Source organism: Pelagibius sp. Alg239-R121, assembly GCF_947331435.1.
In the GTDB taxonomy this organism is placed as follows: domain Bacteria; phylum Pseudomonadota; class Alphaproteobacteria; order Kiloniellales; family Kiloniellaceae; genus Denitrobaculum.
This window is the reverse complement of sequence record NZ_CAMZOF010000007.1, coordinates 1-26,966: the sequence shown is the minus strand read 5'-3', so window position 1 is coordinate 26,966 and position 26,966 is coordinate 1. Positions and strand designations below refer to the sequence as shown.

Annotated in this window: 26 protein-coding genes; 13 read left to right on the top strand and 13 right to left on the bottom strand. The window is 58.2% G+C overall.

The features are described from left to right. Window positions 1–54: 54 nt before the first annotated feature. A complete protein-coding gene (locus QMZ18_RS21900; RefSeq protein ID WP_282608490.1) occupies window positions 55–963 on the bottom strand; it encodes a LysR family transcriptional regulator in 909 nt (302 codons plus the stop codon). 273 nt (window positions 964–1,236) lie between these two features. Here QMZ18_RS21900 and QMZ18_RS21895 point away from each other — a divergent pair, with 273 nt between their 5' ends. Then, window positions 1,237–2,148, top strand: a complete 912-nt coding sequence (locus QMZ18_RS21895; protein ID WP_282608489.1) for a LysR family transcriptional regulator ArgP — start codon at window positions 1,237–1,239, stop codon at window positions 2,146–2,148. A gap of 141 nt (window positions 2,149–2,289) precedes the next feature. Here the strand turns inward: QMZ18_RS21895 and QMZ18_RS21890 are convergent, their stop codons facing one another. Then, window positions 2,290–2,889 (bottom strand): hypothetical protein, encoded by a 600-nt coding sequence (locus QMZ18_RS21890; protein ID WP_282608488.1) that lies wholly within the window; start codon window positions 2,887–2,889, stop codon window positions 2,290–2,292. A gap of 407 nt (window positions 2,890–3,296) precedes the next feature. Here QMZ18_RS21890 and QMZ18_RS21885 point away from each other — a divergent pair, with 407 nt between their 5' ends. From QMZ18_RS21885 to QMZ18_RS21865, 5 genes are read left to right on the top strand one after another with little or no spacing between them, the layout of a single operon-like run. Beyond that, window positions 3,297–3,947 carry an acetyltransferase gene (locus tag QMZ18_RS21885; protein WP_282608487.1) on the top strand — a complete coding sequence of 217 codons (651 nt, stop codon included), beginning with the start codon at window positions 3,297–3,299 and terminating at the stop codon, window positions 3,945–3,947. Then, window positions 3,944–5,749: an AMP-binding protein gene (locus QMZ18_RS21880; protein WP_282608486.1), complete on the top strand. Its 1,806-nt coding sequence runs from the start codon at window positions 3,944–3,946 to the stop codon at window positions 5,747–5,749. The genes QMZ18_RS21885 and QMZ18_RS21880 overlap by 4 nt, the downstream gene beginning before the upstream one ends. Further along, the gene (locus tag QMZ18_RS21875) at window positions 5,746–6,624 is read left to right on the top strand and encodes a hypothetical protein (protein WP_282608485.1); all 879 of its coding nucleotides are present in this window, start codon (window positions 5,746–5,748) and stop codon (window positions 6,622–6,624) included. Before QMZ18_RS21880 ends, QMZ18_RS21875 begins: the two co-directional genes overlap by 4 nt. After that, a complete protein-coding gene (locus QMZ18_RS21870) occupies window positions 6,611–7,717 on the top strand; it encodes an MBOAT family O-acyltransferase (RefSeq protein WP_282608484.1) in 1,107 nt (368 codons plus the stop codon). The genes QMZ18_RS21875 and QMZ18_RS21870 overlap by 14 nt, the downstream gene beginning before the upstream one ends. After that, window positions 7,714–7,866: a hypothetical protein gene (locus tag QMZ18_RS21865; protein ID WP_282608483.1), complete on the top strand. Its 153-nt coding sequence runs from the start codon at window positions 7,714–7,716 to the stop codon at window positions 7,864–7,866. The genes QMZ18_RS21870 and QMZ18_RS21865 overlap by 4 nt, the downstream gene beginning before the upstream one ends. 70 nt (window positions 7,867–7,936) lie before the next feature. Here QMZ18_RS21865 and QMZ18_RS21860 read toward each other — a convergent pair whose 3' ends face one another. Next, entirely contained in the window at window positions 7,937–8,806 is an 870-nt protein-coding gene (locus tag QMZ18_RS21860) for a LysR family transcriptional regulator (protein WP_282608482.1), read from the bottom strand. A gap of 181 nt (window positions 8,807–8,987) precedes the next feature. Between QMZ18_RS21860 and acdA the strand changes: the two genes are divergently transcribed. From acdA to QMZ18_RS21845, 3 genes are all read left to right on the top strand, one after another. Beyond that, window positions 8,988–10,190, top strand: coding sequence for a 3-sulfinopropanoyl-CoA desulfinase (gene acdA, locus QMZ18_RS21855; protein WP_282608481.1), 1,203 nt, complete (start codon window positions 8,988–8,990; stop codon window positions 10,188–10,190). A gap of 71 nt (window positions 10,191–10,261) precedes the next feature. Continuing rightward, the gene (locus tag QMZ18_RS21850; protein ID WP_282608480.1) at window positions 10,262–10,573 is read left to right on the top strand and encodes a hypothetical protein; all 312 of its coding nucleotides are present in this window, start codon (window positions 10,262–10,264) and stop codon (window positions 10,571–10,573) included. A gap of 527 nt (window positions 10,574–11,100) precedes the next feature. Continuing rightward, the gene (locus tag QMZ18_RS21845; RefSeq protein WP_282608479.1) at window positions 11,101–11,478 is read left to right on the top strand and encodes a hypothetical protein; all 378 of its coding nucleotides are present in this window, start codon (window positions 11,101–11,103) and stop codon (window positions 11,476–11,478) included. A 165-nt stretch (window positions 11,479–11,643) separates the two neighbouring features. On the opposite strand, the gene QMZ18_RS21840 is transcribed toward QMZ18_RS21845, so the two are convergent. The 3 genes from QMZ18_RS21840 to QMZ18_RS21830 form a co-directional block, all read right to left on the bottom strand. Further along, on the bottom strand, window positions 11,644–12,063 hold the full coding sequence (locus QMZ18_RS21840; protein ID WP_282608478.1) for a hypothetical protein: 420 nt from the start codon (window positions 12,061–12,063) through the stop codon (window positions 11,644–11,646). A 236-nt stretch (window positions 12,064–12,299) separates the two neighbouring features. After that, window positions 12,300–13,901, bottom strand: coding sequence for a BCCT family transporter (locus QMZ18_RS21835; protein ID WP_282608477.1), 1,602 nt, complete (start codon window positions 13,899–13,901; stop codon window positions 12,300–12,302). Window positions 13,902–13,931: 30 nt separating this feature from the next. Next, window positions 13,932–15,095: an extracellular solute-binding protein gene (locus QMZ18_RS21830; RefSeq protein ID WP_282608476.1), complete on the bottom strand. Its 1,164-nt coding sequence runs from the start codon at window positions 15,093–15,095 to the stop codon at window positions 13,932–13,934. Between the two features lie 431 nt (window positions 15,096–15,526). On the opposite strand from QMZ18_RS21830, the gene QMZ18_RS21825 reads away from it, so the two are divergent. Further along, window positions 15,527–16,492 carry a GlxA family transcriptional regulator gene (locus tag QMZ18_RS21825; RefSeq protein WP_282608475.1) on the top strand — a complete coding sequence of 322 codons (966 nt, stop codon included), beginning with the start codon at window positions 15,527–15,529 and terminating at the stop codon, window positions 16,490–16,492. Window positions 16,493–16,770: 278 nt separating this feature from the next. Here QMZ18_RS21825 and QMZ18_RS21820 read toward each other — a convergent pair whose 3' ends face one another. From QMZ18_RS21820 to QMZ18_RS21800, 5 genes are read right to left on the bottom strand one after another with little or no spacing between them, the layout of a single operon-like run. After that, window positions 16,771–17,703 (bottom strand): glyoxylate/hydroxypyruvate reductase A, encoded by a 933-nt coding sequence (locus QMZ18_RS21820; protein ID WP_282608474.1) that lies wholly within the window; start codon window positions 17,701–17,703, stop codon window positions 16,771–16,773. Window positions 17,704–17,729: 26 nt separating this feature from the next. After that, window positions 17,730–18,407 (bottom strand): RraA family protein, encoded by a 678-nt coding sequence (locus QMZ18_RS21815; RefSeq protein ID WP_282608473.1) that lies wholly within the window; start codon window positions 18,405–18,407, stop codon window positions 17,730–17,732. A 10-nt stretch (window positions 18,408–18,417) separates the two neighbouring features. Further along, the gene (locus tag QMZ18_RS21810; protein WP_282608472.1) at window positions 18,418–19,701 is read right to left on the bottom strand and encodes a TRAP transporter large permease; all 1,284 of its coding nucleotides are present in this window, start codon (window positions 19,699–19,701) and stop codon (window positions 18,418–18,420) included. Window positions 19,702–19,704: 3 nt separating this feature from the next. Beyond that, entirely contained in the window at window positions 19,705–20,271 is a 567-nt protein-coding gene (locus QMZ18_RS21805) for a TRAP transporter small permease (protein ID WP_282608471.1), read from the bottom strand. Next, window positions 20,268–21,263, bottom strand: a complete 996-nt coding sequence (locus tag QMZ18_RS21800) for a TRAP transporter substrate-binding protein (RefSeq protein WP_282608470.1) — start codon at window positions 21,261–21,263, stop codon at window positions 20,268–20,270. Before QMZ18_RS21800 ends, QMZ18_RS21805 begins: the two co-directional genes overlap by 4 nt. 250 nt (window positions 21,264–21,513) lie before the next feature. Here QMZ18_RS21800 and QMZ18_RS21795 point away from each other — a divergent pair, with 250 nt between their 5' ends. Both QMZ18_RS21795 and ggt read left to right on the top strand, forming a co-directional pair. Further along, window positions 21,514–22,224, top strand: coding sequence for a GntR family transcriptional regulator (locus QMZ18_RS21795; RefSeq protein ID WP_282608469.1), 711 nt, complete (start codon window positions 21,514–21,516; stop codon window positions 22,222–22,224). 76 nt (window positions 22,225–22,300) lie between these two features. Continuing rightward, window positions 22,301–24,022 carry a gamma-glutamyltransferase gene (ggt, locus tag QMZ18_RS21790; RefSeq protein ID WP_282608468.1) on the top strand — a complete coding sequence of 574 codons (1,722 nt, stop codon included), beginning with the start codon at window positions 22,301–22,303 and terminating at the stop codon, window positions 24,020–24,022. Here ggt and QMZ18_RS21785 read toward each other — a convergent pair. After that, entirely contained in the window at window positions 24,019–24,267 is a 249-nt protein-coding gene (locus tag QMZ18_RS21785) for a hypothetical protein (protein ID WP_282608467.1), read from the bottom strand. The genes ggt and QMZ18_RS21785 overlap by 4 nt on opposite strands. Window positions 24,268–24,646: 379 nt before the next feature. Here QMZ18_RS21785 and QMZ18_RS21780 point away from each other — a divergent pair, with 379 nt between their 5' ends. Further along, window positions 24,647–25,486 carry a methyltransferase domain-containing protein gene (locus QMZ18_RS21780; protein ID WP_282608466.1) on the top strand — a complete coding sequence of 280 codons (840 nt, stop codon included), beginning with the start codon at window positions 24,647–24,649 and terminating at the stop codon, window positions 25,484–25,486. Between the two features lie 78 nt (window positions 25,487–25,564). Here the strand turns inward: QMZ18_RS21780 and QMZ18_RS21775 are convergent, their stop codons facing one another. Continuing rightward, window positions 25,565–26,299, bottom strand: a complete 735-nt coding sequence (locus QMZ18_RS21775) for an aldolase (RefSeq protein ID WP_282608465.1) — start codon at window positions 26,297–26,299, stop codon at window positions 25,565–25,567. Between the last annotated feature and the right edge of the window lie 667 nt (window positions 26,300–26,966).

Sequence of the window (26,966 nt, the reverse complement as noted above, 5' to 3'; positions counted from 1 at the left end):
TGCGTCACTATCGCAAGCCGGCGATTGGGTAGGAATGTTGCCGCATCCTGCGCTTTACAATGGCTGGCATGCAGTCTGCGGTTTACCGCCAATCGGCACAGCCACCTGCTTGCCCGCCGGACGGAAAACAGCGCCAAAGGAATCACGCAGCCAACGGAGCGTCGACTGAATCCGATGAGTCTGCACTGTATCATAGTGGGCGTGCAGATAGAGCGAGCGAACAAACTCGGGTTCGCCGGCACCGACACGGACCAGGCCCTCGTCCTCTTCCGCAAGACACATAGGCAGCAACCCCTTCCCGACGCCTTCCCGGATCGCAAAGAGCATAATGCCCGCGTCCGTCGCGGTCATGCGTATCGTCTCGGAAGGCCCGCGCAGGCGATCGTTCGCGCGGACAATCAAAGGATGCGCGCCTTCTTCATCATGAAACGATATCCAATCCAAACTGTCACTTTCAATTCCCTGTGGCCTGTAGAGAGCATAGGGCATCTCACCGAGTTGGATTGCGAACTCTCCATCTCTGGGTTCGACTTCAAACCAGAGAGACAACGTGGCCTCACTCCGAACGGGCCCGCGTGGCGCATCGTTCACGAGCCGTAAATCGAGCCGCGGATGGGTCGCCAGAAACGACGGCATGGCAATACGTGTCAAACGTTGCAGCATCCAGGCATGACCGACAAGACGAACGACACCGACCGGGCCTTCATCGGACCCGACGACCTCGTCAATCATGAGATCGATACAATTCTGCACTTCTGCCGCGCGCTGTACGGCGGCTTCACCAGCGTCTGTCAGCGCGAAACCCGTTTTCGTCCGAACAAAGAGAATGGATCCGAGATCTGCCTCAAGCGCCGTAAGTCTGCGTCCAGCGGTCGACTTATCGATGCAAAGCATTTGAGCGGCCTGCGTAAGAGATCCAGCTCGGCTGACCGCGAGAGCGACCTTAAGGTTATCCCAGTCCATCGTGCACACCGTTCGCCGTTTTACGTCGAGATTGCATTCCTGATTGCCTTCACATTCCTGTCGGGATCGCTGAGCAAACAGGAAATTTAACTCCTATACCGCGTTAGTCGGCACGAGATCACAACGCGTTCAAAATAGACCTCGTCAACTCTTCTGGCGAAAGGCTCAGCTTGCTGACGCCCTATCGGTCCCGTCGCAACAAAGCCTTGACTAACGCCATTGCATAATTTAGGCGAATTAAGATTGCTTTAGCAGATTAAGAATTGCTAATCGATGTTCGATTACCCTCTCCTGGCTGCCCTTGCAGCCGTAATACGGACCGGAAGCTTCGAACAGGCGGCGCGAGAGCTGAATGTCACCTCGTCCGCCATCTCTCAGCGAGTCAAACTGCTGGAGGACCGGCTGGGCGCGGTACTCGTCGTGCGGGCTCATCCCTGCACCGCAACCCCGGCAGGACTTCGTTTGTTCCGACATGCGGAAGACGTCGGACTGCTGGAACACGCCACGCGGAAAGATCTCGCAAACTTCTTGCCCATCGAAAAGCCGACAAGCGTGCGGCTCGCGGTCAACGCTGACAGCTTGGCAACATGGTTCATCGATGCCGTCGCCGCCTGCGACAACATGCTGTTCGATCTTGTGCTGGATGACCAGGATCACAGCGCCGACTGGCTGCGCAGAGGTGAAGTCGTTGCTGCAGTCTGTTCGCATTCAGGGCCGATTCAGGGCTGCGACAGCCGGGCACTCGGCGCTTTGCGTTACATCGCTTCCGCCAGTCCGGAATTCATTGCCAAATGGTTTCCCGACGGCGTAACTCCCGCCGCGCTTCAGCAGGCGCCGGCCGTCAGCTTCAACACCAAGGACATGCTGCAAACCGAATGGATTCAACGCGCGTTTGGCTGCAAACTCAGTTTCCCTTCGCACCGGATGCCCTCCACACACGCCTTCGCAGACGCAACGCTCGCCGGGATAGGTTGGGGCATGAACCTTGAAGTGTTATCCGCCAAGCACTTTGAGAAGGGCAATCTGGTACCGCTGATACCTGATCAACCGCTCGACGTGTACCTGTACTGGCAATTCAGCCGAATGGTCGCCAGCTCCATCGAAGACCTCACCCATTCAGTGCGTCAAGCCGCACAGAAAGGGTTGATGACTGGATCACTTTCAGATCCCGCGCAAGCCGTATAAGGGTGTTGCCACGAAAACTAACACCAGCCCATAGGGTATTGTTCGCGTGAGCCGCTGCGACCACAAGCCGCCCCACATGGCCTCTGAACGAGATGTTGTCTCGATCAATGGCTGCGAGGGACCTCTGACGACTCGTTAGGATCAGGCGCGCTTCAGTCTCTCGATACTGCGGCGCAGGTTTGACCGCGCCTGCTGTTCGAGAAGGTCATGGAAGTAACTTGTGAAATAAAGTCGATCCCGGTCCAGAAAACCTTGAAGGATGGCGCTTCGCCCTTTTCGATAATCGTCAGGCGGGACGAAACGGTACTCCATCGAAATCGCCTCTTCGTACACGTCGAAGACTGCGGATGACGTCCCGAGAACGGACAGGTCCATATCGAGGAAGAAAGCGCAATCGGAAACAAGCAGGTCATCGCTGCTGCTTGGCAGCCGATGCCCGGCGGTCGCAAGTACAAGTCTGTTCGCACGCTCAAGAGTCGCGTCGGGAACCAGATCCTCAAGCTCCGACATTAAGAGCGCGGCACTCTGGACTTCGTTGTCTGCTGAATGCGGATCATAGATGGCGTCGTGAAAAAGGACGGCAAGTTCCACCGCATGCGGATCATTGATCTGCCCGACTATCTCTTCCAGCCACTTCAGCAACGCCTCTATATGCGCCCATGTATGATAGTGCCGATGGACCTCGGCGTGCCGCACCTTGAGGTCGTCAATTATCTCGGCTGGAACAAGGCCATTCGTCATGAGATCCGTTCTATCATATTTAGGGTGAAAATCAGCCAACTTCGGTCATTTGCGGCGCTGGCAGCGAAGGCCGGTTTTGGAGTTGAAGTCGGCTCTCTCGGGTCAATGCAGAGGAATGATGTCGCAGTGACAGCGGCACCGGTGGTAGATAGCGTTATGCACTCTATGAAGGCGTTAAAATACCTAGCATTGTAAAAGAATAGAGGCGTACCGCGTGTGGGTGACGTAAATTTAAGCAATATCACCAATTATTTCTAACGATTCAAACGCCCGAAACATTACGCCCATGCCAACCGCATCGAGATTATCACGCGAAAATACCGTTTGAAAAACAGCGCATTAGATAGAGCACCTCCCCCTTCGAACCATGTTTCAGTGGGAAAATTTCCTATGGAAGGCATTTTGAAATGATCCTTTTCGGAGTACGCAGTCCTCTTGCGGTCGAGTATGAAGAAGCCTGTCGTTGCGCTGGTATCACCATATCGGCCTGTGTCAGCGTCAACGGTGCCCCACGCGTCTTTTCCATGGATAAGGTGGTGGAGCTCACAGAATTTGACAACGACCCGGTAGACGATTCCTTCGTTGCTTGCGCGTTCTACCCGCCACGCCGCGAGGAACTGACTGGATTAGGCCTTGCAAGGGGATTGGAGCTCGCCGAAGCGCTGTCCCATCCCACTGCAGTCACGGCGAGTTCCGTTCGGGTTGGCGAGGGAAGCTTTATCAACGCAGGCGTCATCATCGGTGCCGCCTCGATGCTGGGGAGGGGCGTCCTGGTCAATCGGGCTGCAAGCCTTGGACATCACACCGTCCTTAGTGACTTCGTCAGTGTCGGTCCGGGGGCGACGCTGGCCGGCAACATCCATGTGGGCCCGGGCGCAACGATCGGCGCAGGAGCGGTCATTCTGCCGGACATCAGAATTGGTGCCGCAGCGGTGATTTCCGCGGGCTCCGTCGTGCGCCGCCACGTTCCCGAGAAAACGATGGTTGCCGGCAACCCTGCCGTGGAACATCGCTACGACCCCAAGCGGGGATCTTTGAACGTGGAGGACGGAGAATGACCGGATCCCCCCTCTCCTCCGCCGCCCTTTACGACGGCATTGTCGCAAGCGGAAAGGCGGAATTCTTAGTTCAGACGGACGGTGTGCTGCGCTACGATCAGTTCCTCCGCGACCTTCACGGCTGTTGCGGCTTGTTCGATACACGCGACTTAACGCCGGGTGAGCGCGTGTTGATTGTAACCGCCGACGAAGCTGCCGCAATCACGGCCTTTACCGCCGCCCTGCTTGATGGGCTGGTTCCCGTAATGCTGACCCCGGATACACCCGCGCCACGGGCCGGCGCCGTCGCGCGTAAGGTCTCGCCCGGGCTGATCGTGGCCGACGCAGCGCGTTGCGCAGAGGATTGGATTGAGGACTGGCTTGAAGACCGGGCCGGGAACGCGGTGCCGGTGATGCAGACGGCTAAGGGTTTTTTTGGCGCTAAGCGCTTGCCGAAGTCCGGCTTCCAGGCGGAGATAGCAGTTAAAGGCCGCGCCCCCCGCCTGCCTGAGGATCAGGATGCGCTCGCGTACATCCTTTTCACATCCGGCACGACATCGGCACCCAAGGGTGCAGTGATCACGCACCGCAACCTCTTTTCCCATCTCGACACGCTCTCGCGTTTGTTCGGCTATGACAAAGACAGCCGCATCTTCAACGGCATGGTTCTCGCCCACGGGGACGGTCTGGTGCAGGGACCGCTGCTGGCGCTCGCCAACGCCTGCGCATTGATCCGCCCGGCACCCTACTCGGCGGCGAAGCTGGAGGATTGGCTGAACTCGATTCGGGCATTCCGGGCAACGCATGTCCTCTCTGTGCCGACGATCTACGCTTTCATCGATCGCTACGCCGCACATGACGACTACTTCGATGCCGCCGAATGCCAATGCCTCATCTCTGTCGCGGCGAAGCTGGACGAGGCACTGTGGCGGCGGCTGGAGACACGCTTCAGCCGCCCTGTCTTCAACCAGTATGGCCTGACGGAAACCGTCGCAAGTGCCCTCTACGCCGGCCCGCATCCCGAGATGGGAGCCACCGGCACGATCGGAAAACCAGTGGACATCAAGGTGCGGCTTGTCGGTCAGGACGGGGGTGATGTGCCGGACGGCGAGACCGGTGAGGTATGGCTCTCCGGAGACAATGTCTTTTCGGGCTATTGGGATGATGCGGAGCAGACGGCCGAAGTGCTAAGCGGAGACGGCTGGCTGCGCACAGGCGACCTTGCAGTTAAACGGCCCGACGGTGCCTTTGAGATCCGTGGCCGGATTAAAACAGCAATCATGTGCGGCGGTTTCCTGATCCAGCCCAGCGAAGTGGACGAGGTTCTCATGACCCACCCTGCCGTGTCCGAGGCCGCCACGGTGGGTATTTCGGACTCGGATTTTGGCGAAATCCCAGCCTCGGCCGTTGTTCTCGACGGCGCGTTCGACGAGGCCGCGCTGAGCGAACATTGCCGCGCACGGCTTGAACCGATGAAGGTCCCTAAACGTATTGTTGCGGTGGAGGCCATCCCACGGGGCGATGCAGGCAAACCGCAGCTTGAGGCTCTCCGCGTCCTCTTAGTCGCAGGCACGCCCGTCGCCTCTCTGCAGAGCTCGCTCACCGAAGCGGTTCTTGAGATCGCCAGCCGGACCTTCCGGATACCTGTCGACTCCCTCTCGCCTGATTCCGGGCCAGAGGACGTTTCGGGGTGGGACAGCTTCGCCCACATCAATCTTGTGCTCCAGGTAGAGCAGAGCTTCGGCTTACGCATTCCCACCGCCGAGGTGGTTTCGATCGCGCGGCTGGCCGACCTTATCGCTGCGGTCGAACGCCTCAAATGAGGGCGATTTGGATCGGGGCCATAGCGATTTCCAGCGCGTTGATTTGCGCCGCGTTCATCGCCGTCCCGCAAGAGCAGCCGCCGGATATGGCTGCAGCCATTCCGGGTTTGGCCGAGGCCAAAATCGTCTTCATCGGATCTTCGCTCATGCGCTACGGAATTCCGCAAAAATCCGAGGCGGAAGGTCTGTTCGAGGACGGGCGGCACCATTCGAGGCTGACGATGAGCCGTATCACAGAGCAGCAGTCGACGGAATTTATGCGTGCTGCGATCTCTGCGGGAAATGAAACCGCGGCAAAAGACCGCTATGTCTTTATTGAGATCTACCCCTACATCCGTACATTCCGAGATGAGCATCTCTACGGTTGGACCTGGGGCGTTACGGCGCCCTGGGAGGACAGGCTAAGAAACTTTGGACGGCGGATACGGGGGATAAAGGAACTTGCGCTTGGCGGGACACGCCAAAGAGCAACGAAAGCGAAAGCCTCGGTACCCAATGTCACGGATTTGAGGCTTTCCTACGATGGCAGTCGGGAAACCTTCAATAAGGTCTACCCGGAGCTCATCCATCCCCCGCGCGACCCTCAGACGCTGGAGAGCGCCTTGTCCGAGGCGCGTTCCCGCGGCGTTAGAGCAGTATTCGTCGTGCTGCCGAGGTCGCAGAGTGTCCTCGACCATTTGGGCGCCACAGCCAAGCAGGAGTTTACCGACGCCATCGCAGCCTTCGGCCGGCAGTTCGATGTGGAAGTCTGGAGCCCTGCACTTTCCTGGCCCGATGATCATTTCAAGGACAGGGCCCATATGAACGGCCTTGGCCGTGTGCGCTTCATCGAGGCGCTGCGCGCCCGCTTCGGAGGCCCGGATGAACGCGATTGAGGTGGCTCTGGTCCTCGGTTCACTGCTTTCCGTCGGGGCTCTCTGGGCCGTACCGCGGGCCATGGCGCAAAACGCAAGCGCAGCGATCACTGCGGGAGTACTCGCGCTTGTAGCGCCGGCCGCGGCGCTCTGGCTGCTTGGCTCGGTGGCGGTGATCCCGCTCCTCATGCGGCTTGGCGAACTGGCTGGCCGGCGCGGCGCGGTGGTCATATTCTGTTCAGCGCTGCTCGCCACACTCCTCATTGCCTCCCGGGAGATTGAGGGCGTGGCCGGCCAGCCGATCGCGCTCGTTGGTGGTGCCTACTTCACGCTGCGCCACGTCCACGTCCTGATGGAATGGTGGCTCGGGCGGCTTTCCATCCCTTCCATCGCCGCTTACGCGCGCTACCATCTGTTCCTGCCGGTGCTGATGGTCGGACCGATCCACCGTCTGCCCCATTTCGAGCGGCAGTGCGCCCGTCGCCGTTGGAGTGCGGATGAGTTCTTTTCGGGCGCAGAACGGGCATTGTTTGGTCTCGCGCTCGCGGTCGTGGTCGGTGGTTACTTACACGCGCGCCTGATTGACCTTCTCAAAGCACACGAGCTTTTTGCCCTCAGTCCCTTCCTCGAGAGCTGGATCTTCTCGGCACTCGACTGGGTACGGATCTATATTACCTTCTCAGGCTTTACGGATCTGGCGCTGGGTTTGAGCCTGATGATGGGCCTCAGGCTTGAAGAGAACTTTGATCGCCCCTGGCGTGCCCGCAACCTGATTGAGTTTTGGACCCGCTGGCACATGACGCTTTCGCACTGGTGCCGGGACTACGTCTACGTGCCGATTGCGGCAAGCTTTCGTGCGCCTGTAATCGGGGTCTTCGCGGCGATGCTGGTGCTTGGCCTTTGGCATGAAACCTCGGCCTACTACATCCTCTGGGCCTTTTGGCAGGCGCTCGGTATCGTACTGACACAGCTCTATCTGAACAGGGAAGATCCTCTCCGTCTCCAACGCCTGCCCGCTCTGGCGAAATCCGTTTTCGGGCCGCTCGCTGTTCTCATCTGGCTATCCGGCGCCCGCCCCGTCCTCGAAACCGCGCTTGAGGTTCTTATCCCATGACACCGGCCTTACGCTTCCTGGAACAACGGCTCCCGCCTATCTGCGCCCGCGTCGTGTTGATGCTGATTTATGCCGTCCTGCTGATCTCGATCATCATGCTCGCAGGCAGCGGATGGATCGAACCGATCCTCTACGAGGACGTGCAGTGAGGGTGGCTCATCTCCAGGCCGATGGGTCGACAGCTGTAAGCACTCTTGCTGATGATCTTCACGCGCGGGCTCATTCCGGTAAACCCGCAGCGATTTCCCGCACGGCCTGTTCGAGTTCGCTGCGGCGTCCCTGCGCATGCTGGACCAAGACCAGTTTGCGTTGCTCAGCCGGTTGACAGAAGGGAATGCGCACCAGCTTTTCCGACAGAGGTTGGGCCAGCAATCGCTGCGGGACGATGGACACGCCGAAGCCATCCAACACCAGCTTTTCGATGGCATCGAGCGAATCAACCTCCATGATCTCGTCGACGTAGATTCCGCGCGACTGCAGCCGGGCGGCAATCTGCTGGCCCAGCCAGGTTTTCTTGCTGAAGGAAATGAACGGCATGGAACGCACCAGCGCCGCATCGCCTGTCACCTCGGCCCGCGAGGGCGGGCCGATCGCATAGAGTAGCTCCGACGCGATCTCGGTGATTTCGAGGTCGGGCATCGCCACGACGGGCGACGTCAGGATTGCGAAATCAAGTTCCCGCCCCAGCACCAGGGCCGCCAGTTCGCTGGAGAGTCCCGACTTTACGATCACCTGGAGTTGAGGAAAGTGCACGCGCAGCTCATTCAGCACACCCGGTACGAGGCTGTAGAGCGTCGTCGGCACAAATCCGATGGAGAGCGAACCCGCCACATCCTGCCCGGAGGCAACCCTGCGGATGGCTTCAACCTGGTCCAGAACCTCTCGCCCAAGCAAGGCGATCTGCGCACCCGTGCCTGTCAGCACCGGCGGCCGCGAACTGCGGTCGAAGAGAGCCGTCCCCAACTCTTCCTCGAGCTGCTGCATCTGAACGCTTACCGCAGAATGACTGAGCCCGACGTGATCTCCGGCAGCCGCAAAACTTCCCCGTTCGTAAAATGCCGCAAGCGTATGAAGCTGGCGCAGGTTCATGTTTCCCTTCACGCGATTTCATTAATAAAACGAACGATCATGTTCAGATTAATTCATTATCATCATAAAACATAACGCTATATCTTTTCGTCCAGACAAAAGCCAAACGAAACAAGCTGATCGGAACAGACTGATCGCTGTGCGGCAAAAGCCCGCAACACAAAATGAAAGGCCCCTCCTCATGAGCCAACTCAGCGATGCGCAGATCGCACTGCAGCTAGCTGCCAGGGATCTGGCCGAGACGGAAATCAAACCCAGAGCAGCGGAAGTCGACCGCAGCGAGGCCTACCCCTGGGACAACGTCGAGAAGCTCACCAAGGCCGGCTTCATGGGCATGACCATCCCCAAAGCCTATGGCGGCCGCGGGCTGAGTTACCACGATGCGGTTCTGGTGATCGAGGAGATGGCCCGGGTCTGCGGCGTGACCGGCCGGATCGTGGTAGAGGCCAATATGGGCGCGATCGGCGCCATCATGAAGTATGGTGCGGAGGCGCAGAAGGAGCTGGCGGCAAGGTTGGTGCTGGCCGGCGACAAGCCCGCGATCTGCATCACGGAACCGGGTGCGGGAAGTGCGGCCACCGAGATGACCACGACGGCCGTAAAAAGCGGAGACCGCTACATCATCAATGGCAAGAAGCACTGGATCACGGGCGGTGGTGTCTCAAAGTTCCATCTGATCTTTGCACGGGTAGTGGAAAACGGCGTGTCGCAGGGGATTGCCGGCTTCATCGCCGTGCGCGGCGAAGCGGAGGGCTTGATGATCGGAACACGCGAACCGGCCATGGGCCTGCGGGGCATTCCGGAGACCGAAGTCGTTTTCGACAACCTGGAAGTACCGGAGGAGATGGCACTCATTCCGCCGGAGGGACTCAAGCGCGGCTTTGCCGGCCTGATGAACGCTTACAACGGACAGCGGGTCGGAGCCGGCACCGTCGCGCTCGGTATCGCCCAGGGTGCCTACGAGCTTGCCCTGTCCTACGCCAGGGAGCGCGAGCAGTTTGGCCGGCCGATCGCCGAGTTCCAGGGATTGCAGTGGATGCTCGCCGATATGTCGATCGGGCTGGCAGCGGCCCGCGCACTGATCCACAACGCCGCCGCAGGTGCCGGCGAGGGCTTTCCGGATATGCGTGCAGCGGCGCAGGCCAAGATCCTGGCCTCGGAAACCGCAATCAAGGTCACCAATGACGCACTGCAGATCCACGGCGCCGCCGGATATTCACGCAACCGCCCTTTGGAGCGCATGGCGCGCGATGCCCGTATGTTCACCATCGGCGGCGGCACCGCCCAGATCCTGCGCACGCAGATCGCCGGATCGATCCTTGGAATCAAGACACCGCAGAGCCGCGACGGATACCTTAAGCAGGTAAAAGTCGCCGCGGAATAACCGGGTGCCATGCCCCTCAGCCAGGGCGTACTGTGCGAGAGTGTGAGGCGCCAAACGCCTAGGGAGAGTTCATGTCATACTTTGTAAATCACCTCATGGGTAACGCGAGCGTGGAGTTTTCTTTAGATTCTCTGCCTTCTCTGTATGAAGAACTCTCCAAGGCAGATGGTGAGCACAGCGACGTTTCCCTAACGCATGAATCCGAGTGGTGCCTCGCAGCGTTTTCCTCAGGCCTCGTCACCTGGGAAAACCTGGCTGGCGAGGGCGAACCCAAACACATGAGGGACGTGCCGCAGGACAAAGTTCTCGCGCTTTGGTCCTTGTTGTCCGAAGGTAAAGTCTCCGAAATCGACAGCGAAAACTGGCTTGCCGGCTATGGATGACGTGAAGCCTTTGATCGAGCTCAATTCGGGTTGACGATTTCCCGTTAAATTGAACATCGGTCTCGTCTCAGCATCATGTTATCGAGTCATATGTTGTTTGGTGCGTATTCCCAGCTAAGAGACTTATGTTCCGAACCTGACCCAACTTACATCAACCGATTTGACGGATCTCAAAACCACACCCCGCCTCATACATAACATTACGTTCAAACGCCTGTGCTGATTGCTCATGGCCAGCAGGATTGGCGAAGCACGGCATGTACTTCTCCTATGTCACCGGCAACTCACGCCGGCAGGTCCAACTGAGCATGCATTGTTGTATTTCGGACAAAATTGAACGCGTATCGGACAAATTGCGATGCACGCCTTCAAATTTCCCTTCGGACGTGAGCTAAATTGCGATCTCAGGCGGACAGCCGGCAATTCGTCGCTTCTCTTCTGACAGGTGTAGGCAGAAACGAAGGCCACAGTGTGGGATCGGCAGACACAAAAAACACTCGAAGAGAGCGGAACAACGAGGCAGACCTATGGCTTTTCACACGCAGGCAATCGTAGGCTCACCGATCGCGTACAGCATTTATGATGACGTTCGAAATCTCCTGAATTTTGTTTTTACCGATCAAACGGGACTTACTGTTTTAAAGAACAGTGTTGACCTTACGGATGCAAAGGATGTCAACAAACCCTCAGATACCAGCGAACACATGGCGTATCACATACAGCTGGATGGAGAGCTGGTAACTAACGGCGCGCCTCAATTGATCAACTCCCAAACATCTGGTCACTGCCATTTGGAAATGGCACCCGATAGCGGTAACCGATGCGGGTTTCCAATGCTCTTAAGGTCAGCAAAATTGATTACCAACAGTCAAGCAAAGTTGCTGATCCAGGATTTGGCGAGGTAACGAGGGTCAGGTTCTGAAATATCAGCGTCTTCGATCGAGCGACTCTCATTATTCAGTCTGCCTAGAATAGTCCCAACTCGCTTGATGGACGCACCTAACAAGGCGTGACGCCAACCTCACGCGAGGCGAACACCGGACCGCAACAGCGATTATCAGCAGCGGCGATTATCCGGAGCAGCCGGTCGTCAACTCCGGCCCATGCAGCCAACACATGAAAACATCGCCGAAAGCGAATGCGGCGCCGCAAAAAATGGCGACCGAAAGGCTGACGATCCGACAGGTGACGAAGGTTGTCCAGCGAGTCCGAAAGACTTTTTTCTCCTGAGACCGGGCCGTCGCCTGGTCCGGACGTTCCATACGCTTCATGTGCAGGGCGGTCCTCACATCAATAACGATCCCGATGATCGCCAAAACCAATCCCGCGTTTTCCAGGAGGGTTGGATCTCTTTCCACCACCGAGAAGAAGATCAGCAGCGCCACGCCACCAAAGGCATAGAGACCGCTGTTGGCGCGCACCTGCCTGTCTTTTCTGACGTCGCCGAGTTCCAATTCACCACCGTCGGGCGCTATTGCCGGAGCCGTCATTGACGATAACATCGCCTATTGTGTGCGCATAGATGAACCTGGAGCGACCGTTGCCGGCGGGTCAGTTAGCAGCATTGACAGCCGCGGCCAGCAATACCTGAGCGGAACTCCCGATTGTTCCGGATTTTCGAGAGCGTCGTCCCGATCACCAGAATTTTAAAGGCTGTTCAATATAGTTGGAGGGCGATCGCGCGTGACTGTTTCCGTCGAAGCGATCGCCCTCCAGTGCATCGGCCTTAGCGGTTCAGGAACTCCAGATCATACTTATCCTGCACATCCGGAACCGGATGATCCTCATGCAATGATCTGACGGTACCGTAGATCATGAACAGCAGGATCACAGCGATCGGAAGACCGGCAACGATCGAGGCAGTCTGAAGGGCGCTCAGGCCGCCAGCCAGCAACAATACTGCGGCCACGACACCAGCTGTCACGCCCCAAAAAATCCGGAACTTGATCGGCGGGTGTTCGTCACCCATCGACAGCATGGTGCACATAACCAGCGTGCCGGAATCCGACGATGTCACGAACCAGGAAATCAACAGGACCGTGATCAAAACAGTGATCGGATATACCAGCCAGGCATACCCAAATCCTGCCACCGTCTGAAATACGCCGGACGCGTAATCGTTGTTCACGGCATCGACGACGCCGGCATTGTTGAACAGATCAACACCTGCCGCCGCGCCGCCAAAAACCCCCATCCAAAGCATCACGACCGAAGTCGGGATCAGCAGCACGCAAAAGCAGAATTGCCTGATCGTACGTCCTTTGGATACGCGGGCAATGAACAGGCCGACGAAGGGACACCATGCAATCCACCAGCCCCAATAAAAGATCGTCCACCAGCTTTGCCACTGGTTGTCGGGATCGCCGTTGATCCAGAATCCCATGGGAATGACATTCCATAGGTAGTCGCCAAAACCCGAAATAGTGATCCCCAGAAGAAAGGCGGTCGGACCAAGAACGATGAACAGGACCAAAAGGCCAAGGCTCGCCATCACGTTGATCTCACTTAAAATCCTCACGCCCTTGCCGACACCGGACGCCGCCGAGGCCGTTCCCATCGCGGTGATGATCGCAATCAGAATGAGTTGATTGGTCTGGGAGTTTTCCATCCACCCCAAATTTTCCAGACCTGCGGCAATTGGGGTGATCCCGAGGCCCAACGACGTTGCAAGGCCAAAAATTGTTCCAAATACGCCGATGAGATCGATCAAGTGGCCCCACGGACCATAGATCCGGTCTTTCAGAATCGGATAGAGCGCCGTCCGCAAAGTCAGAGGAAGGTCCCGCCGGTAAGCGAAATAGGCCAGACTCAGGCCCACCAAAACATAGAGTCCCCAGCCGTGGAATCCCCAGTGAAAAATCGTTACGCGCACTGCCGAGATTGCGGCTTCCGTGCTGCCGGGTTCAATGCCGCCCTGTTTCAGGAATGGACTGTCCTGAATGTGGTACATCGGCTCTGCCACGCCCCAGTAGATCAGACCGGACCCCAGACCTGCACTGAACAGCATGCAGATCCACGAGAATGTAGAGAAATCAGGTTCGTCGTCATCTTTGCCCAGCTTAACGTCACCGAAGCGGCTCATCATAAGCCAGAACACAAAGAACAGAGCTATGTTGACGACTAAAACGTAGAACCAGTCCATGGTTCCAATAATGAAATCCTTACCAGCGGCGAAGATCGCACTGGAGCTCTCGACGTCCCGAATCGTGAACAACACGAAGCCGATGATCATAATCATCGACGCAATGCCCATTATCTGATTCATGCCCGCAAACAAGCCGGACTTCGCAACAAGATTTTCGGGTTTATTAGATGTTTCGTTACTCATTTTTCTGCCTCTTGATCCTGTTGGTCCATCCTACCGGGTTGACCCGGCAGCGCCTTGTCTTGCGGAAACTGCAAGCCAGGCCTTGAACGTTTCTTCGAGACGTCCGTGATTGACGGCCCACCACCCGGCATCCGACAGAATATGCGCGTTGTTCTCGTACGCCGGACCATTCGGAATCTGGTTCAGAACGTCATCTGACAAAAGCGTCAATGAGGAATTGCGCGTGGGCCCGTTGGGCAAGTTGGCAACCATGTTGGCCAGCGATTCAGTGCTGCTGGCGAAGCGAATGAACTCAATCGCCTCATCTTTGTAGCGGCTGCCTTTGGGGATACCGAATAAATCCAATTCGATTACCCGGCCATCCATATTGACGGCAAAATCCGCACCTTCTTCCTGCGCAGCGGTTGCGCCGGTTGTGGCCCAGATTGACGACATCACAACCTCGCCAGCATTCAGCAGGCGCACTGGCTGGCGTCCCGATTCCCAGATTTGCAGACCGGGTTTAATGGCATTCATCTTTGCCAGAGCACGCTCGACCCCCTCATCAGTCTCCAGAGTCGCATAGACATCTTCGCGTGCCACACCGTCGGCCATCAACGCCCATTCCAATATCACGGTCGGATCGTTGCGGATTGCCCTGGGACCCGGATAGGTCTCCGTATCGAAAAAATCGGAAATGGTTTTGGGTGGACTATCGCCGAAAACCGTTTTGCTATAGGCAAAGGCAGTTCCCCAGACAATGACGCCCACACCGCAATCGTTCAACGCGCCTTCCACGAAATCTTCGCGGAATGGCGTCCCATCGGCACCATTGGGCAGATCGATGTCGGAAAGATCTTCCAGCAGGCCTTCTTCGCAGGCGCGTAGTGAATCGGCCTGCGTCAGGTCCACCACGTCCCAGACGACATTCGCACTTTCGACCTGATCGCGTAATTCAGTAATGCCGCCATTATAGTGTTCTACATGAACACGGGTTCCGTTCGCTTCTTCATATGGGCGGACAAAACCAAGCATTTGGCTGCGCATGTAAGGCCCCGTCCAGGAAGTGAAAGTTATCTCCGGTTTGTCTGGTTTGACTGTTGTATCGGTGTCTTGTGCTTCCTGCGCATGGGCAAGACCGATCGGTATCGTCAACAAGAGAGCTGACAATATGGCGGGGCGCCAACTGGAAATTTTGGTTCGATTATGACTCATTAAAAAGGTCCTCCCTTGACAGGCATTCCGCCTTTTTGGTCCTGTTAATTTATCGCGCACCGCTCCAGCGTAGCATGATCAACGGCTTATCACGCCATCCCCCGCGTTCGCGGCCTTCTTCATCGTTGCGTTCATGCCGCGGCATTCTTGTTGTTGGCGGCACAGGTGACATTGCCTTTTCTGCTCTGCAAACCGCAGGCTCGCACCCAAGCGTCTCAAATCTGCTCAGCTCGGTTACGGTCACTGCGTGAACCTGAAATGAATACAATAACGTATTTTGACGCGCGGACAGGTCCGGCTGCAAGAGCGGTCTTTTAGCGGTATGGGGTTGTCCCTATTGAGCTACCGGGTTGCGTAGGGTGCGGGCAACGATTCAATTAAGACACAAATTCAGATTGAAGCATTCACTGTTTCTGCCATATTCGATACAAATGTCGTCACATCCTCAGTCATATTTCGAGTTTCTACTGTTCGACGGCTTCTCCAATATGGTGCTCGCCAACGCCATGGAGCCGTTAAGAGACGTCAAACTACGTTCCGTCGGCACTGGGCCGGATTGGGTGGTGTCGACACTGAATGGTGCCCCTGTCAAAAGCTCCAGCGGGTTGCAGATCGCACCGGATTGCGTCTTCGACCCGGCCCGCAAAGGCCGGAGACTGGTGCTTGTGACCGGCTACCATATGCGCAAGTGGGCCACCCCGGCTGTTCTTGCAAAGCTTCGCAAGGCGGCCCGCAGGGCGGAAATGATTCTGGCACTGGATACCGCGTCATGGCTGCTTGCAGAAGCCGGCCTGCTTGACGGGCAAGTCGCCACGATCCATTGGCAAGAGGTCGATGAGTTTAGTGAAGTCTTTCCCAAGGTGAGAGTTTCTACCGCCCGCTTTGTCCGTTCTGGTTTATTTTTGACATGCGGCGGCGCCAGCACGGTGCTCGACTTGATGCTGGAACTGATCCGCGACCTCTATGGGCCAGCGGCGGCTTTTGAGGCCTCAACAATGTTTGTTTACGACCCTGAACGTCAAAACGAATTGCATCGTGGGGCGAAACGTCTGCGTGACAAGGGGTCTCCGGTACTTCTCTCTGCACTTGACGAAATTGCCAGGAACGTTGAGGCGCCACTCTCGACCTTTGAGCTGGCCAAGCGTGTCTCGGCCTCGGAACGCACGCTCAATCGCTTATTCGCGCGTGAGCTGGGAATCACGCCTGGAAAGTACTACAGAATGTTCCGCCTGCAACATGCCCGCTACCTCGCGCAGGAGACTAAAATGAGTATTGAACAAATCGCATTACGCTGCGGATTTTCTTCGGCGTCTTCGCTCAGCCGCTCCTTCAGCATGATCATGGGTTATCCAATCCGACGCGCCCCAAATTTGTCTGTGTCAGGTAAAATTTCTTAAGCCGCAAGCTGCTGGCGTGGCGGGGCTATAAAATGCGGGGGCGTTCAACACAAAAACCAAACCCGTCCCCGTACAGAGGTTAGCGCTGAGACAAACGCCACCTCATCAGGCCTGCCGGGCCTTGTAAGCGCATGACCCCGGTCGTCTTTTGCGCCTCATCAGCAGTCCCGCGAGTCCGGAAAGCTTGTAGGGTCCAGAGCCTTCAGGCCCGGCAGCACCCATCGCCCGAATCGCATTCTGTCCGCTCTGGGCACGGCGAAGGAAAAGCCGGATTCCTTCTAGTAGCCGCGCACGGCATCCGCAACGTCCGGGCAGGTCCCCGTCGCCCTAAAGATTTTGAGATTCTCAGCGATCAGGCGCCCCCCTGTCTCAGCATCGATCCGCGAGGCAATATGGGGGGTCACGGTAATCGCCGGATGGGTCCAGAATGGATGCGCGGACGGCAAAGGTTCCTGGTGGAACACATCCAGCGTCGCCTGCTTGAGATGCCCGCTGTCCAGAGCCTCCAGCAGATCGTCATCCACCAGATGTCCGCCCCGCGCGCAATTGATCACGCAAGCTCCGGCCGGCAATTTCGAAAACAGATCGGCGTTCAGAATTCCTTTGGTCGCCGATGTCAGCGGCAACAGGTTCACGAGAATCCCACATCCGTCCAAGAACTGCGCCAGCCCTTCTTCGCCGGCGAAGGTATCGACGCCCTCGATCGCCTTGGGAGACTTGGACCATCCTCGCGTTGCGAAGCCGACCTGCGACAGGATGCGCGCCGCAGCGGCGCCGAGGTTGCCCAGCCCCATCACACCAACGACCCGGTTTGGTGCCACCGGAACGACGATGGAATGCCAATCCCGCTCTGCCTGCGCCTGAAGCTGTCGGGGCATGTCCCGGTGGTGGCGCAGGACGTGCAGTGTCACGTACTCCAGCATCCGCTGGGTCAGGTCCTGCCCCACGGTCCGGATGATCGGCACACCCAGCGGCAACTCGGCATCGGCCAGTACATGGTCGATCCCTGCGCCGACAGAGACAATCGCCTTCAGGTTGGAAAACCGCGCGATATCGCCGGTGCGTGGCCGCCAGACCACGGCATAGTGAACGGCGGCCGGGTCGGTAACCGCATCCATCGAAACGATGTCCCAACCGGGCAACAGGCCCTGCATCAGCTTAACCCACCAGTCGGTGTTGTCCTGCGAGGGAAGATAAATGGCGACTGTCACGGGGCGATCCTTTTTTGCTATCCGGGTCAGTCGGCGGTTCGGGCACGGACCATGGCACTGGCGCCCGATACCTCGCCCAGGTGGGTGCCCGCGGCAATCTTCGCCTCACCGATCCGACCCTTCTCTGTCTTCTCCTCGCCGGCCTCCAGCACTTCGTCCAGATCCTCCGGCGCGATGAAGAGCACACCGGAATCGTCGGCCAGAACGGCGTAGCCGGGCAGAACAGCGGCGCCGCCGATCGATACGGGCACATTGAACCCGCCGCCAGTGTCATATAACCGCGTTGTCACGGGCGAGGCGCCGCGCGACCACATGGCGAAGTCCTGTTCGGCGACCTCTGCGGTGTCGGTATGCGGACCGTCAACGCAACCGCCTGCGAGTCCCACCAGCGAAGCCATACGCGTCACTCCGCCGCCCCAGCAGGCATACTTTGTGTCGCCGAGACGGTCGACCGCCAGGAAGTAGCCGGGGCCCACCTGGCTCAGGCAGTGATGTAACAGCGTGCTGTCCGGCCCCGGGATTGCCAGCGTCGCTACCGTTGCGGCCACAACCTTGCCCGGCAGCACAGGTCTGATCGCGCCGGCAGCGAATCCGTAGTGATAGAAATGTCCAATGGTCGCCGTTTCCAGCTTCGCCAGACGGTCAAGCTTGTCCTGCGGCAGCAGCGCGGGCATCGGGTTCAGCTTATAAACGAGATTGCTCATGACAGTCCTGTTAGTCGGATCCAAGAAGGAGATCGGGGAGGAAAGTAGCGGTTTGAGGTACGTAGGTCAGCAGCACCAGCACGGTAATCAGGGGCACAAGCATGGGCAGCACGGCCATCGTCACCTTCTCGAAGCGGACGCGTCCGACCTCGGATACAATGTAAAGACCGATGCCCATCGGTGGCGTCGCGATGCCGATCAGCAGGCCCAACTGCATGATGATTCCAAAATGCACCCGGTCGATGCCATAGGCGTCGATAACCGGAAGAAGGGTCGGCACGAGGATGAGCTTGGCCGGAACGCCTTCCACAACGCAGCCCACGATGATGATGAACACCAACAGCAACGCAAGAAAGACATTCTTGTTTTCGGTCAGGGCAAAGGTCGCCTCGGCCATTTTCTGCGGAGTTTGATCGATGGCCAGAAGCCAGCCCATCGCGATGGAAAAGGCGATGATAATCATAATGACCGCAGTCATCATGGCACTGTCGGTCAAGGCCTGAAGGAACTTCTTGAGCGTCAGTTCGCGGTACCAGACACCCAGGCCTATGCAATAAAGACAGGCCAGCACACCGGCTTCGGTCGCGGTGACGAACCCGAACATGATCGAACCGAGGATGATCGCCGGCGCCAGCAGGGCGAGGAAACCGTGCTTGGCGGTACCGGCGACTTCACGCCTCGAGGCACGCGGCTGGGTCGGGAAGTCGCGGAACTGCGCAACGATACGGACGTAGATCATCAGCGCCAGGCCGACGATGATGCCGGGAATAAGACCGGCGAGAAACATCCGTTCGATGGATTGTTGCGCCAGGAAAGCATAGAGCACGAGGCCGATCGACGGCGGGATCAGCGGACCGACGACCGATGAGGCGACGGTGATCGCAGCTGCAAAATCGGACCTGTAGCCACGTTCGCGCATGGCCTTGATCTCGATAGCGCCGAGACCCGCACAATCGGCCACGGCCGCGCCCGAGATACCCGCGAAGATCATCGAGCTGAGAATGTTGACCTGCGCAAGCCCGGCGCGCAGATGCCCCACCAGCGCATTGGCGAAATTAAAGATCCGCTCTGTCACGCCGGTGACGTTCATCAGGTTGCCGGCCATGATGAAAAACGGCACGGCGGTCAGCGAGGCCTTGTTCACCCCTTCAAGCATCTGCTGCGGGATCACCTGCAGAAAGGTCGAAAATTCGGACGTCAGGAAGGTGACCAGCGCGGCGACGCCGATAGCGATGGAGATCGGCACTCTCAGCAGAATCAGCACCATAAAACTGCCGAAGAGGATGTAAGCCATGGCTCAGGTCTCGGGGTGATGTTCTGTGAGGTTTTCAGGGAGCCCGACGATCATCTTGCCCAGATCTACGAGCGCTGAAACGATGATCAGCGCGGCCGAGACGAACAGCGGTACGGACAACGCCTGGCGGAACAGTTCTTCGCCGCCCGGCAGGATCGCACCGTCGACGAAACCGCGCGAAGTGGCCATGACCATGGGCATCTGCTGCATCAGCACACCGCAGATCGCCAGAGCAGAAAGGTCCGAAACCAGCCGTGTGACCGGAAAGCCGTAACGGCCCATGTGATTGGCGATAAAGTCGATCCGCACGTCCTTGAGACGGACGAAGATCGCGAAGAAGCCGAAGAAGGACAGCCATACGAAAAACACCATCGTCCAAGGCCATATCCAGTAGGCCGAAAACCCCAGAGGGCGGCCGATGATTGTGACCGTGGTCAGGCCCAACATGACGAGAAGGCAGATGTTGCAGATCAACTGGAACACACCACCCAGCCCCCAGGTCAGACGATCCGCCGCAAGAAGGGCGCCCTGCAGGGCGCCCTTCGGCTGGTGGTCGCGGAATGCGATCATTTGGCGCGCGCCGCCTCAACGGCTTCAAGGAAGCCGTCAGGCAATTCGCCCGTCTCGTCCATCTTTTCGTAGAAGCTCTGCATTTTTACGACGAAGGGTTTAGTGTCGAGCTCCATGTAGGTCGCGCCGTTAGCGACCATATTCTTGATGCTCTTGTCCGCGACTTCACCCATGATTTCGCGCGACAGGGCGCCCGCCTCATCATACGCGCGCAGCAGGCCGTCCCGCGTCTTGTCATCCAGCGCATCGTAGGCGGCGATATTCATCATAAAACCGATGGACTGCCAATATTCGTTGTGACGCGAGATATGCGGCGCAACCTCGTTGAAACGCATCGATTCGACCAGCGCGATGGGCGAATTCACCGACTGCACGATGTCCTTCTGGATCGACTGGTAGACCTCGGTCCATGGCAGAGTGATGACCTCGGCGCCCAGATGGCTCCAGGTTGCGATGGCCAGCTTGTTGGGGTGCATCCGCAACTTCAGCGCAGCGACGTCGTCGATCGTTTCGATGGGCTTGTTCGACACGATCACCCGGAACGGTCCGCGCAGAACGGCGGTGGGGTTGCCCAGAGGCCCCACGCCGGATTCGGCGGTGGCCTTGGCGAACCAGCTTTTCACCAGCTCGGAATCCATGAAGCGCACCCAGTGATCGTAGTCGTCGAAAACGAAGGCGGGCGAGATCCAGGAGAGCTCGGGTGCCCATTTCCGCATGTAGCCGAAACCCTCGGCATAGATGTTGACGATCCCGGTCTGCATTTGTTCGAGCACGGCGTCTTCCTTGCCAAGCTGCTCGTTCGGAAACACCTGAATCGTTAACTCACCGCCGGTGTACTCCTTGGTCAGGTCCGCGAAGCGCTGAAAAACTTTCCCCTCGGGACTGTCCACAGGCATCTTGGTGGCCATACGCCATGTTGTTTCAGCCTCCGCCATGCCGCTCACGCCTACGACCATCGCGGTGGCGAGGAACACTCTAATCAGTCGGTTCATCTTAATTTCCTCCGGTTGTTAGCAATGCGCCCGGCCAGCCATGATTTGTCATGTTGCGGCACAGGTGGATGCGCCGATGACAGTGCGGTGGGGTGGGGTCTACCCAAGCATTTCCGCCGCAGCGACTTTTGCGCACCCCCTGTTGAATCTTGTTCTTGTTATTGCGTGCACACCAAGTATACAAGAGAAGGACGGTCTGTTTGTCCAGCAGAATCGTTGCCCGTTTACCGACGCCATAGCGAGACGATCAATGAACCGAACGGCAACAATTTCCGACAGTCCGGCCCCCGCGCATGCAATCGGTGGCGGCAAGGACGCGGTCAAATCGGCACGGCAGCGGGCGTACGATGGGCTGCGCGCGGGAATTCTGCGTGGGGACTTTCCGCCAGGAGAATTCATCGAGGAAGCCTCGGCGACGAAGGCAACCGGCGTTTCCCGCACACCGGTTCGCGAGGCGCTGAGCCGCTTGGCAGCCGAGGGGTTTCTGGTGCTGCACCCGCGCCGCGGTGCGATGGTCAAACCGATTTCCACCAACGAACTTTTCGACCTCTACGATGTCCGTCTGATGGTCGAAAGCCATGCGATACGCAGGATCTGCCGGGATAAGCAGCCGATTCCACAGCTGCTCTTCGATCTTTGCGATGAGCATGAGGAAATTGCCGACGGCGACCACCTGGCTTTCGCGGATCTCAATCACCGATTTCACGAAACGGTCGTGGCTGCCGCGGGCAATGCCGTGCTGTGCCAGGTGTTCGAGAATCTCAGGGCAAACCTGACCCGGGTCGCCATGCTGTCCTTTCAATTGGGGGTTCCCAGGGTGCGGGAAGGCACCTCGCACCGCTCCATTGCCGAGGCGCTGGCTGCCTACGACGAAGCGAAGGCGCTGTCGCTGACGCAGGAGCATCTGAGTTCGATGCCCCGGGTTGTCGCCTCGCTGTCCGACTTCGGGCAGTCGAAATAGATAAGCAACCGGAATAGATAAACATCCGGAATAGGCAAACAGCCGGGTTAAGCAATCCGCGGAAAGAGACACACGCATGCGACGGCTTCCATTCACTTGCGAAAAGACCCCGGCACGGGGACAGGGCGGAATGGTGGTCACGAACCACCCCTTGGGAACCGCCGCCGGCTACGAAATTCTTGCGGCGGGCGGCAACGGGATCGATGCCGCAGTCGGCGCCCTTCTGGCGCTGTGCGTCGTCGAACCGATGATGGTGGGGATCGCGGGCGGCGGGCTGGCCCATGTACGTCTGTCGGACGGCAGCCACAGCGTGATCGACGGCCTGGCCCACGCCGCAGCCGGCACCTCGACGGACATTTACGAACCCGTTTCGGACGAGCCCCCCAATCACATGGAAACGAGGGACCGGCGTTCTGCACTTGGGCCGTCGGCAGTGGCCGTGCCGGGCAATCTGGCCGCCTGGTGCGAAATGCACAGCCGCTGGGGCAAGCTGCCGTTTGCCGACGTGATTGACCCCGCCGTCCGCCTGGCCGAACGGGGCTTTGTCGTGACCCCCTACCTGGAAGGCGCCATTACCGAAGCAGCAGAGGATCTCGTACAGGACAAGGTGATCGCCGACCTGTTCCTGGCTGGCGGATCCCCCTGCCCCGCTGGAAGCCGCCTGGTGCAAAGCGACTTCGCCCAGTCACTGCGGCTCATCGCCCGCGAAGGTGCCGCTGCGCTTCACGGCGGTGCTCTGGGAGTCGCACTGGCAGAGCGCATAGCAACCGGCGGTCCGGACGCCGGCTGGGTGACGCAGACAGATCTGGCAGGCTACAGCCCGCGGGAACGCTCCGTGATCCGTGGCAGCTATCGAGGATTCACGGTCGTCGGCCCCCCGCCTCCCGCCTCCTCGGGCGTACATATTGCGCAGATGCTCAATCTTCTGGAACCCTACGACGTCGCGGCTCTGGGTTTCGGCAGCGAGGCCGCCCTGCATCTGATGGCCGAGGTTCTGCGCGTTGGCTTCGAGGACCGGCGTGCAGCAAGCGGCGATCCGGATTTCATCGACATTCCGGTCGAACGCCTGATTTCCAAGGCCTATGCCACCGACTGCCAGGCGCGTCTTCGGGATGTGGCGGATCTCCGGGATGTGGCGGGTCTCCGGGGCGTGGCGGGCCCGACCGCAGCAGCAAGTGCCCCCGAAAGCTCCGACACCACACATGTCACGGTCGCGGATGCCGACGGCAACGTTGTCTCGGCCACGCATACGATCAACGGAATTTTCGGCGCACGCTTCATGGTTCCAGGCACCGGGATCATCCCGAACAACTACATGATGAACTTCGACCCGCACCCCGGCCGCGCGCTGTCGGTTGCGCCGGGCAAACGGGTCCCGACCTCGATGGCCCCCATGATGATTCTGCAGGACGACCGTCTTCGCTGGGCGCTTGGCCTGCCGGGAGGTTTGCGGATCTTTCCCTCGGCGTTCCAGGCCATCGTCAATCTGATCGACCATGGCATGACGCTGCAACAGGCCATCGAAGCGCCGCGTATCTGGACTGAAGGCCACGACTTGGAAATCGAGGCGGCGCTGAAGCCGCAGGCCGAGGCCCTGCGCGCGCGCGGCCACGACGTGCGCGTGATGCCGCACGTGGGCGGCGGGATGAATGCGATTTCAGTCTCACCCGACGGGACGATGGAGGGTGCCGCCTGCTGGCGTGCCGACGGCACCGTCGCAGCGCTGGGCGGCGGCCGCGCACGCCCAGGTGTCCGCTTCTGGCCCGGCCGCGCCCCGGATGACGCGCCTGAACATTAGTCGACGCCGAGCCATTGCCCCCTACCCGGTCCGAATAACAAAGAAACTCCCACATGCAACGCAACCCGGTTTAAACCTGTTCGGGCGATGAGCGGGATAGCGGACAGATGATGCACCACATAGCCGACCCGATAATCAAACTCACTGTCGGCGCAGGGGACTTGATCGCTTTCGCCATCGGTCTTGCCTTGATTGGCGCGTGCATAGCGCGGCTTTGGAAAAGGACAAAGCGCCGGCAGGAACATAAAGCAGGCAGCGAGCCACTTTAGACCCGATGCAATCGGAACTGACGCGGGCGAATTCGGGTTTCCAAAACGACTGCCTACAGAGTACCGGATCCTGCGGGCACGGAAGCGGACGTTCATGGTCGTCGCAGCGAATTACTACTCGGGGCCCATTTTACCGATCTTCCGCAACGCATTCGACCAAGGCCCGCTATCCTGAATTTAATCCATATCTCTCAACACTATTTCTAATAGTGTTAAGCGCGAGCTTCGAGAAGGTGCATGATGCGGCTTGCCCTCATCTGAATGAGCGGGGGTGCCGCGGATATACATGATCAAATTATCCGTTATCCAAATTAGGCAGTTCGCCATCAATCAATTATGCCGGAGAAAGTAACTTATGAATGATGATATGTCAGAGTCGTCTGAGTACATTCATGGCAGTTCACCGGAGGAACAACACCGGTTATCCTTACTTAATGACATTTTGAATGAATCTTGCTTGAAAGAACTTAATCTCCAGCCGGGAGAGAACGTCTTGGACGTTGGCAGCGGGCTTGGTCAGTTTACGCGTCTTATTGCACGGACAGTGGGCAGCGAGAGGCAGGTCGTCGGAATTGAGCGGGATCGGGATCAGATGTTGCAAGCGAAAAGACTCGCCGATAGTTCAGGGGAGTCGGAGCTTGTGGAGTTTCGCAAAGGTGATGCGCTCGAGCTCCCGTTGAGTGAGCCGGAATTAGGAACGTTCGACGTTGCGCATGCCCGCTTTCTTCTGGAGCATGTTCCCCGTCCATCATTGGTCATTGCACAGATGGTCCGGTCGGTTCGTCCCGGCGGACGGGTTTTTGTCACTGACGATGATCATGGTAACTTTCGCCCATGGCCCGAACCCCAAGGTTTCCAGGCCCTTTGGCAGGCTTACGTTCGTTCCTACGACAGGCTTGGCAGTGACCCCTACGTTGGGCGCCGCCTCGTCTCGTTACTTCGAGGTGCTGGGCTGACCTCTATTCGTAACAGTTGCGTGTTCTTTGGTGGCTGTGCAGGAAATGAAGTATTTCAGGCTGTCGCCGACAATTTGATTGCCGCTCTTGCGGGCACTAAAGACGCGATATTGAACGGAGAACTTCTGGACGAAGAGTCTTTCGACAGTGGCATAGACGGGCTTCAGCAGTGGAAAGCGAACTCCTCTGCTGCTCTGTGGTACTCCGCGTGTTGCGCTGAGGGGATCGTACCAAACTAGATTTGGCGAGATCGATTAATACCAAGGAGCGTTGAGAATGCCCCATAGCGATTGATTGATTATAGGTATTCGTTCCGATCAGTCGCGCCAGCCGGGGTCATCGCGATCCAGCATTCGTTTGATCGCATCGAAATGCGCCTGAACCTGGGTCATATCGCTTTCTTCAAGGATCTGGCGCGCGGTCTGCTCCACCACCTGCCGTGGGATCTCCCTGAACGGCTTGCCGTGCATCCTGGCCAGTGTCTGCACCTGCGCGGCGCGTTCCAGGTAATAGAGATCGTCAAACGCCTTGGCCATAGTCGGTGCCGTCACGACAACGCCGTGATGGCCGAGAAACGCGATTGGCTTATCAGCCATCGCATCAGCGATCCGATCGCCTTCCTGATGATCCAGCGCCAGTCCGCCATAACCATCGTCGTAGGCAATGCGGTCGTGAAAACGCAGCGCACCCTGCTCAACCATCTCCAACCGGCCATCCTCGACGATGGTCAAGGAAGTTGCGTATGGCATGTGAGTATGGAGCACAGCTTTGGCGGCTGGTCGTCCTGCGTGGATCGGCGCATGGATGAAGTACGCCGTCGGCTCTACCGTGTGCTCGCCGTCCAGCACCCGGCCATCGCGATGGCAGAGCACGATGTCCGAGGCTTTCAGCTCCGACCAGTGAAAGCCCTGCGGGTTCACCAGAAACTCCTGCCCATCGTCCGAGATGGCGAAGGAGAAATGGTTGCAGATGCCTTCACTCAGACCCAGTTTGTCGGCATAGCGCAGCGCGGCGGCCAAATCTTCACGCGCTTCCTGCAGATCGGTTCTCATAAACGTGGATTTCCCATATGATCCTCCACCCCGACCTTATGACTCGAACAGAGACGCCTTCAAGCATTTTGCGTCCCCTTTGAACGATGTTGATTGCGTTTTGGTGCCGCAGTGCAAGCAACTGCCTCGCCCGAAGTGGTTGTTGTGCCACGACGCTTAGTTTGCGCGCACCGAGCCATTCGGAAGCGTCATCGGATTTCATCCCGGCAGAAACACTGGCACTGTGACCAGCAGGCACGGTTTCCGGCTGGCGCTCCCGCAGAAGGAATGTCCTCCAGCGCCGCGGTCGGCCTCTCCTTGATACCTGAAGAGGCTGTCGCCTTAACTTGCCTGCCGCCGTCCAAAACGCCGTTTCTTTCCCCAAATTACCCAATCGTGTGTCGCGCTTAATCGGAAATGCCTATTCGAAGACGCATCCGAGGCAGCGTTTGCGGAGCACAACGCGTTCTGATGCGCGTAAGAATGCGATCCAACGCGACATGCGCTATAGGGTTATTCATCAAACCCGAGCAGGCAGCTTAGCGCATTCCGGCGCGCGATACACACCGAAAGGCTGAATCGGATTATTATCCTGTCGCAATCAAGAAGTTAGAGGTGGTTCGGTTTGTTTGAGCAGTTTCTTGTCGTTTCTTAAGTGGATTCCCTGCTCGGTTACGCCGCGACCAGG